The sequence below is a fragment of the Noviherbaspirillum sp. genome, assembly GCF_035654295.1.
Taxonomy (GTDB): domain Bacteria; phylum Pseudomonadota; class Gammaproteobacteria; order Burkholderiales; family Burkholderiaceae_D; genus Noviherbaspirillum.
Genome location: NZ_DASRXF010000085.1, coordinates 1 through 7,984, shown reverse-complemented (window position 1 = coordinate 7,984; position 7,984 = coordinate 1). Strand labels below are relative to the sequence as shown.

Below are 7,984 nucleotides of genomic sequence, written 5' to 3'. Positions count from 1 at the left end.
CAGTGCCACCCTTGGCCTTGGCCAGCTCTTCATCGCGCCGTTTTCTTGCGTCAGAGAGCGAAAGGGTCGACAGGCCACCCAAACCCATTTCGCGGCGCTTGCCGTTGACCTGATAACGCAAGATCCAGCTTTTCGAGATGCCGGCCGTGGTTGAGGTCACGCAGAGGTAAAGGCCGCCGCCGTCGGCGTGGTAGCCGGGCTCCTTGATCGTTGCAACACCGCGTGCATTCAGCCAATCCTTCCCAGTGCGCTTTTTCATACTCTCCGCCTCAGTCGTATTCCCACCATCCTTCCCACCATTATGCCTTGGATTTTGAAAGATTTGGGTGGACGGTACTGGACGGCGCGTTAGGTAAGATGTTGAATATTAAGAGGGAAGAAAGACGGTATTGGATTGTGCTGGACGCTACTTAGGCGGACACCGCCTCCGCCAGATCCTTCCTTCCCCCGACCGAGATCCCCTCCAATTCATAAGGTTGTTGTTGCAAGAAATTCGTTTTTCCTTAAAGATATATCCTGTATGTATCTTTAGCACAGGAAAGGATTGACGATGAACATTGAGAAATTCAAGCACCAGCATGTAAAGATTTTCGAGTGCATCGAGACGCTGCGTTTGCATTCGCTCGCAGGCGTTGCCGCAAACGCGCGGGAGATCGCGCTGACCGTGGTGCGCATGAGCTCGGTGATCAAGCTGCATCTGAGCGTGGAGGATACGGTGCTGTATCCGGCGCTGCGCTCGAGCAGCAGCCGCGCGATCGCGAAAATGGGGGATGCGTACCAGGATGAGATGAAGGTTATCGCTCGCAGCTACGAGGAATTCGCCCGCAAGTGGAACACGGCATCCAACGTGGCGCGCGATCCGGACGGCTTCAGGGCCGATGCCAATGTCGTTCTCAAAAAGCTGTATGCACGCATTCGTCAGGAGGACGCTGACTTCTATCCCGCCATCGAGGCGATCTAGTGCCGGTCGGGGATCGGGTGGATCGCGCATCCATCCTCGTCAATTCCCTTGACATGGTGTTGATGTTTTCGCGGGCCATGGATCTTGTGCATCCCGCGGTATCCGAGCATCACCTTCGAGTCGCCTACGCGGCGGCGTGCATTGCCGGAGAAATGGGACTGTCGGACGCCGACATCCAGTCCGTCCTCGTTGCCGGAGCCCTGCATGACGTCGCTGCGGCGTGCGCGCCGCAGACGAAGCGCTTGCTTGACCTCGCGCTGCAACCTGAATTCGACAGCGTCGGCAACGAAATCCACGAGCACGGGTTCGCATGCCATAACATGCTGTCCGGCTTTGCGCCGTTTGCGAAGGCGGCGCAGGTCATTCGATATCATCACGTCGACTGGAACGATGGGGAAGGGGAATATTTTGCGGGTTCTCGGGTGCCGCTGGAGAGCCATATCCTTCATCTCGCGGACAGGCTTTCCGTGCTGCCGCCGGACGGCCGCCCCCCGCAAGTGCATGCCGAAGAGATGGCGTCCGATTTGCGTGGCCGCGGCGGACGCGAGTTCCATCCGGATGCCGTCGCGGCATTCGAGCAGGCCGCATGCAGGGAGGCTTTCTGGCTCGATCTCACCAGCCGGCACAAGGAGGCGCTTCTGAAGGAGCGCTTCGGCGGCAAGGCTTTGCATCTGGACGGCGACAGCCTGTATGACCTCGCCCGCGTCCTGGCGAGGATCGTCGATTACCGGAGTTCCTACACCGCGCTGCACTCGGCAGGCGTGGCGCGCACGAGTGAAATCCTGGCGCGCAAGGCCGGGCTGCCGCACAGCGCTGTGCGGCTCGTCGGCGTCGCGGGCTATCTCCATGATGTGGGCAAGCTGTCGATCAGTCCTTCATTGCTGGAGAAGCCCGGCAAACTAACCCGTGAAGAAATGCTGTTGATACGGCAGCATCCCTACCATACCCGCGAGATCCTGTCCGCGGTGCCCGGGCTCGAGGCGGTGTCGATGTGGGCGGCCTTGCATCATGAGCGGCTCGACGGCAAGGGATATCCGTTCCGGGAAACGCGCATCCCGCTCGAGGCGAGGATTGTCGCAGTGGCAGATATCTTCACTGCCATTACCGAAGACCGGCCCTACCGGCGTGGCATGGAGAAGGCGGAATGCATGCAAGTGCTGCATGCGCAGGTGAAGGAGGGCGCTATCGACGGCGAGCTCGTGGCCTTGCTCGAGGAAGCCTATGACGAAGCGAGTCAATGAAGCGGTTGCTGCGAGTTCAGCATCCTTTCGAAGGACATGGCGGGGATGGGGCCGCTGAAGTAGTAGCCCTGGATCTCGTCGCAGTCGTTGTTCTTCAGGAACGCATACTGTTCCGCGGTTTCCACGCCCTCGGCGATGACGGCCAGCTTCAGGCTGTGGGCCATGCTGATGATAGCCCTTACGATGGCGGCATCGCTCTCGTTCTTCACCACGTCGCGGACGAAGGCCTGGTCGATCTTGAGTCTGTCGACCGGGAAGCGTTTCAGGTAACTCAAGCTTGAATATCCGGTGCCGAAGTCGTCGATGGAAAGCGTAAGGCCAAGGTCTTTCAACTTGTGCAGCATGCCGATGACCGCTTCTGTGCCGTGCATGATCAGGCTTTCCGTCAGTTCCAGTTCCAGCAACTCAGGAGGCAGGCCGGTTTCTTCCAGGACGGCGCGCAAGGTGTCGACCAATGCCTTATGGCGAAGCTGGATGGCCGACAGATTGACCGAGATCGGCACGCAGGCAAGGCCGCGCTGCAGCCATTGCTGATTTTGCCGGCAGACGGCTTCGTAGATCCATTGGCCGATGGGCACGATCAACCCGCTGTCTTCCGCGACGTCGATGAAGTGTCCGGGGCCGAGCATGCCGGCCTGCGGATGGTTCCAGCGGATCAGCGCTTCGGCACCCACGATCTTTCCATGCGCGGCGCCGACTTTCGGCTGGTAGTACACCTCGAACTCCTGGTTGGTGATTGCATGCCGGAGCTGCACTTCCAATGACAGCCGTTCGGAAGCCTTGTTGATCATTTCCGGCGAATAGAAGCGCAGGTTGTTCCGGCCTTCGCTCTTGGCATGCCGCATCGCCGCGCCGGCGTTCCTGAAGAGCGTCTCGCTGTCGCTGCCGTCGTGGGGATAGATGCTGACGCCGATGCTGAAGGTGAGGCGGACTTCCCGCTCGCCGACGAAGAACGGCGCGGAAACCGTTTCCATGACCTTTTGCGCGATCATGTCGAAGTAAACCTTGCGCTTGGTGCCGGGCATGATGACCATGAAGTCGTCGCCGCCATGGCGGCAACTCGTGTCCATCGCGCGCGTGACGGATTTCAGCCTCCTCGCGACTTCTTTCAGGATCTCGTCGCCCGCAGCGTGGCCGAGGGAATCGTTGACGTACTTGAAGCGATCGAGATTCAAGTGGAGCACACCCACGCGTCCGGCATCGCGCTGCGCAATGCTGATGGCGTGGTCGAGCCGATCCCATGCCAGTATGCGGTTGGGTAGTCCGGTGAGCAGGTCGTGCGTGGCCTGGTAGGCGACTTGCGCAGTGATTTCCCGCGATGCGGTGACGTCGCGAAACACCAGCACCGCGCCGATGATGCCTCCGTCGCGGCCGCGGATCGGGGCTGCCGAATCCTCAATGGCCAGGATGGTGCCGCCTCTCCGGAGGAGCATGCAGTCGAGCGGCAGGTGCGTCGCCTTTCCTTCGGAAAGTACCGGAACGACGGGGTTCGGAAGGGGCAGCCGTTTGCTCTCGTCGACGATGTTCAGGACGTCCATCAGTGTCTTGCCGACGGCCTCATCCTCCGGCCAGCCGGTGAGCGCCTCGGCGATCGGATTCAGGTAATCGATATTGCCGGCCTCGTCGGTGGTAATCACTGCATCGCCAATCGAATGGAGCGTGACCTCCGCGCGTTCCTTCTGTTCGAACAAGGCGATTTCATCCCGCTTGCGATCGGTAATGTCTTGCAGGGCGCCGCGCAGCTTCGTCACCGCCTGGTCTTCGGTAACCGGGTCGCCGACCATGCGGATCCACTTGTGATTCCCTTTTTCCGTCAGCAGCTCGAGCTCCAGGTCGAATCGCGTCATGCTTCTTACCGCATCGTCGAGCACCAGTTCCAGCTGGCGCCGCGAGTCGGGAGACAGGAAGCAGAGAAGCTTGCCGAGGCTGACTTTTTCCGAAGGAGGCAGATCGCATATCCGGGCGACTTCGGCGGTGCAGGAGAATTCTCCCGTCGGCGGATAAAATTCCCACCCGCCGACGTGGGCGAGGGCGCTCATTTCCTGCAACAGTTTGTCCCGCTCGCGCAGTGCGAGCTCGGCGGCGCGCTTGGCGCGCAGCTCGTCGACATCGCGCAACGCGCGCGTGATGGAAGGCACGAGGCGGGCGAGGTTGTCCTTCAGGACGAAGTCGGTCACGCCGAGTTTCAGCAGCTCAATCGCCTTTTCTTCTCCCAGGGTGCCGGAGACGAGAATGACCGGCGTATCCGGCAGTGCGGCACGGATCTCGTGCAGGTTGTCCTCGAAGTCCATCCCGGGCAGTCTGAAATCGGACAAGATGGCGTTCCAGGAGCTGTCGCACAGATGTCTCCGCAAGAGGTCGAGCGTGTCGACCTGCTGGCACAGGGTCCTGATTCCGCTGTCTTCGAGGTGCATTTTCGTGAGCAGGAAGTCCGGCGTCGAATCCTCAATGACGAGAAGCTTCAATGGTTCATGCATGATGTAATCCTCTTGTGCGATCGGGAATACGGCTCTGCGTAGAAACACATCCTGCGCTTTCTTTTGGGCTGCTCGCATTTTGCGGCCGAAGAGCTGCCGGTGCTCAAGACTCGCTTCGGTCCGGGCCATTACATCCAATGTAGGTCACGGCGGGTAACTGGAGGTAGTAAACCCGGGACTTGCGGGCCCGTCTGCCTTTTTCCTGGGTGCATTGATTTTCATCAACGTTCGATTTTTCTTGTAAATCAACGGCTTGCGCGCTGTTATCCCGGCTTGTCCACAAGATTGCTCACAGGATCTGTGGGCAATTGGGTCGTGCTTGATTGCAACTCGATACAACTCCGACACAATTTCACGACATTTCCATCCATCAAGAAGGTTCGATCGCCGCCGAAATCAGGGGTGAGCCGTGCGGCACTGGCCGCGCGCAATAATGAACAAGCGAGAGGAGATGAAGTGAACCTGAAGGTTGTAGACGAAGCGACGAATTGGGCGCGTACGGTTGTTGCAAGGAACGGCGGTGAGATTCCTGACTGGACCGCGTACCGGAACTTCCTGAGGGAGAGAACCGGCGTCACCTACGGCGCCTCGGTTCCGGTGCCGATGGAGTATCACTACGTTTACTTGCGCTTGAAGGGCAACTCGCATCAGGATGCCCTGGAGCGTCTGGGCTTTCAGGCGGCGGCGGACAGCCCCGCCGCCGAGTCAAAGCCCTGGTGGCGCTTCTGGTGACAGTGCGCGGAAGACGTCGGGATTGCCGCCGAACTGGCGCGTCAATTCCTGCGCGTGCCGGACCAGCACGGGCAGGATCTTCCCGACCGTCGTTTCCTCGATCCGGTAGCGCGGGCCGGAGACGGTAAGCGCGCCGGCAAATTCCTGATGGATGCGGAACACCGGGCAGGAAACCGCCGCCGTTTCCGGGTCGCGTTCGCCGAAGGAGGCCGCATGCAGGCTGCGGCGGATGCCGTCGTAGCGTGGCCCCGCTTGCCCGGCGAACGCCAGGATCACATGGCCCGATGCGCCGGTGTCGAGCGGCAGGCGGTCGCCTTCGTTGATGGCGTCGCGCACGGCGCGCGGTGCATCCACCCGGTGCAGGCAGAGGCGCCTGTCCTCATCCCGCACGAAGAATGAGGCGCTCTCGCGCAGTTCCTCCGCAATCTGCCGCAAGGCCCGCGGCACGACGTCGGCCGTCCTGAACTGCCGCTGGAACAGCGTGCCGAGATACAGCGGCTTTGCCCCCACCTTGAAATAGCCTTCCTCATCGCGGCGCAGGTAGCCGAATTTTTCCAGCGACTCGGCCAGGCGCAGGGCCGTGCTCTTGTACAGGCCGGTCCGGCGCGCAATCTCGCTGAGCGTCAGTCCCGCGTCCTGCGCGGTGAATGCGTCGAGGATCGACAGTGCCCTGTCGACGGCGGCGACGCCTTCGTTGTTCGCGGATTCTCCCATCTTGCAGCGCCTTTCCTGTCCGTATGGCAATGGTTGAAGCGTTCGTGCTTATCGTGAATAATAGAACACTGTTCTGTACAACGATACACTTTTCCGATTGGAGCCGCAATGACGCAAGCACTGCAAGGCATCCGCGTGCTGGACCTGACCAATGTTCTGGCCGGCCCGTTTTGCGCCTATCAACTGGCATTGCTAGGGGCGGACGTGATCAAGGTTGAAATGCCGGAATCGGGCGACCTCGCGCGCCAGCTCGGGGCGGACCCGGCCTTGAACGCGAAGCGCATGGGCGCTTCCTTCCTCGCCCAGAATGCCGGCAAGCGCTCGATCACCGTCGATCTGAAATCCGATGCGGGCAAGGAGGTCTTGCGCCGGCTGGTGGCGTCGGCCGACGTGCTGGTCGAGAATTTCAGGCCCGGGGTGATGGCACGCCTCGGGCTCGGCTATGAGGACCTGAAGCAGGCCAACCCGCGTCTCGTGTATTGCGCGATTTCCGGCTTCGGGCAGGACGGCCCGCTGAAGGATGCGCCGGCCTACGACCAGATCGTGCAGGGATTGTCGGGAGCGATGAGCATCACCGGCAGCGAGGAAAGCGCGCCCCTGCGCGTCGGCTATCCGGTGGCCGATTCCATCGGCGGCCTGACCGGCGCGTTCGCAATTGCCGCTGCCCTGGTGCGCCGGGCAGGCACGGGTGAGGGCGCCTTCATCGATGTCGCCATGCTGGACGCCACCATCGTCACGATGGGCTGGGTGGTGTCGAACTATCTCGTGGCCGGCCAGGTGCCGCGGCCCTATGGGAATGACAATTTCACCGCGGCGCCGTCGGGCGCATTCAGGACGAAGGACGGCTTGCTCAATATCGCCGCCAACAAGCAGGAACAATTCGCGGCCCTGGCACGGCTGATCGGGCGCGAGGACCTGGTGGCCGATCCGCGCTTTTCCGGGCGCGAGAGCCGCAAGCAGCATCGCGCGGCGCTGACCGCGGAGATCGAGCACGGCCTGGCGGAGAAGTCCGCGGAAGAGTGGGAAGCCCTGCTCAACCGTGCAGGCGTGCCTGCCGGCCGGGTGTTGAGCGTGCCGGAGGCGTTATCCCACCCGCAGGTACGCCACCGCGAGCTGCTGCACCGGTTCGAGGAGGTGCCTGGTGTAGACCGTCCGGTCACGCTGGCACGCGCGGGGTTCAGGATTGCGGGCGCGGCGCCCGATGCGGGCACGCCGCCCCCGCAACTGGGGGAACACACCGATGCCTTGCTCCAGGAACTCGGATATTCCGGCGACCAAATCGAAGCATTGAAAAAGGCAGGTGCGGTATGAGTGTGCAGAAAAACGGGAAGACAGCAGAGCAATTGCTGCAGGAGACATCGGCCTGGTGGTCGACGGACATCATCGATATCCATCCGGGCAAGATCGGCATCCGCGGCTATCCGATCCAGGATCTGATCGGTGCTGTGCGTTTCCCGGACATGATCTGGCTGATGCTGCGCGGAGAACTTCCCGGCCATGCGCAATCGGCCTTGCTGGAGGCGGCGCTGGTGGCCAGTGTCGACCACGGTCCGCAGGCGCCGTCCATCGCCATTTCGCGCATGGCCGTGACCTGCGGCCTGCCGCTCAACGGCGCAATGGCATCCGCGATCAACGCGCTCGACGACGTGCACGGCGGCGCAGGGCAGCAGTGCATGGAGATCTACAGCCATGTGGCCGGGCTGAAGGCAGAGGGGAGGGCGCTCGCCGACGCCGTTGACACCGTGCTCGATCGCTACACCGCGGTACACGGCAAGATCATCCCCGGCTTCGGGCATCGCTTTCACCCCACGGATCCGCGCACGCCGAAGCTGCTGCAACTCGTGGAAGACGCGCGACGC

Annotated in this window: 8 protein-coding genes; 5 read left to right on the top strand and 3 right to left on the bottom strand. The window is 61.7% G+C overall.

All coding sequences use genetic code 11. The features are described 5' to 3' along the window. Positions 1–259 (bottom strand): Arm DNA-binding domain-containing protein (locus VFF99_RS09155; protein ID WP_325017109.1); only part of this gene is annotated, 259 nt, incomplete at its 3' end. A gap of 291 nt (positions 260–550) precedes the next feature. Here VFF99_RS09155 and VFF99_RS09150 point away from each other — a divergent pair. Both VFF99_RS09150 and VFF99_RS09145 read left to right on the top strand, forming a co-directional pair. Next, the gene (locus VFF99_RS09150; protein ID WP_325017107.1) at positions 551–961 is read left to right on the top strand and encodes a hemerythrin domain-containing protein; all 411 of its coding nucleotides are present in this window, start codon (positions 551–553) and stop codon (positions 959–961) included. Positions 962–978: 17 nt separating this feature from the next. Beyond that, a complete protein-coding gene (locus VFF99_RS09145; protein ID WP_325017105.1) occupies positions 979–2,202 on the top strand; it encodes an HD-GYP domain-containing protein in 1,224 nt (407 codons plus the stop codon). Here the strand turns inward: VFF99_RS09145 and VFF99_RS09140 are convergent. Next, positions 2,196–4,679 carry an EAL domain-containing protein gene (locus VFF99_RS09140; RefSeq protein WP_325017103.1) on the bottom strand — a complete coding sequence of 828 codons (2,484 nt, stop codon included), beginning with the start codon at positions 4,677–4,679 and terminating at the stop codon, positions 2,196–2,198. The two genes, VFF99_RS09145 and VFF99_RS09140, sit on opposite strands and share 7 nt — an antisense overlap. Positions 4,680–5,135: 456 nt before the next feature. Here VFF99_RS09140 and VFF99_RS09135 point away from each other — a divergent pair, with 456 nt between their 5' ends. Next, positions 5,136–5,411, top strand: coding sequence for a hypothetical protein (locus VFF99_RS09135; RefSeq protein ID WP_325017101.1), 276 nt, complete (start codon positions 5,136–5,138; stop codon positions 5,409–5,411). Here VFF99_RS09135 and VFF99_RS09130 read toward each other — a convergent pair. Further along, positions 5,385–6,125 carry an IclR family transcriptional regulator gene (locus tag VFF99_RS09130; protein WP_325017099.1) on the bottom strand — a complete coding sequence of 247 codons (741 nt, stop codon included), beginning with the start codon at positions 6,123–6,125 and terminating at the stop codon, positions 5,385–5,387. The genes VFF99_RS09135 and VFF99_RS09130 overlap by 27 nt on opposite strands. 108 nt (positions 6,126–6,233) lie before the next feature. On the opposite strand from VFF99_RS09130, the gene VFF99_RS09125 reads away from it, so the two are divergent. Continuing rightward, positions 6,234–7,436, top strand: a complete 1,203-nt coding sequence (locus VFF99_RS09125) for a CaiB/BaiF CoA-transferase family protein (RefSeq protein WP_325017097.1) — start codon at positions 6,234–6,236, stop codon at positions 7,434–7,436. Further along, positions 7,433–7,984: citryl-CoA lyase (locus tag VFF99_RS09120; RefSeq protein ID WP_325017095.1), on the top strand; the 552-nt coding region annotated here is incomplete at its 3' end. The genes VFF99_RS09125 and VFF99_RS09120, both read left to right, overlap by 4 nt.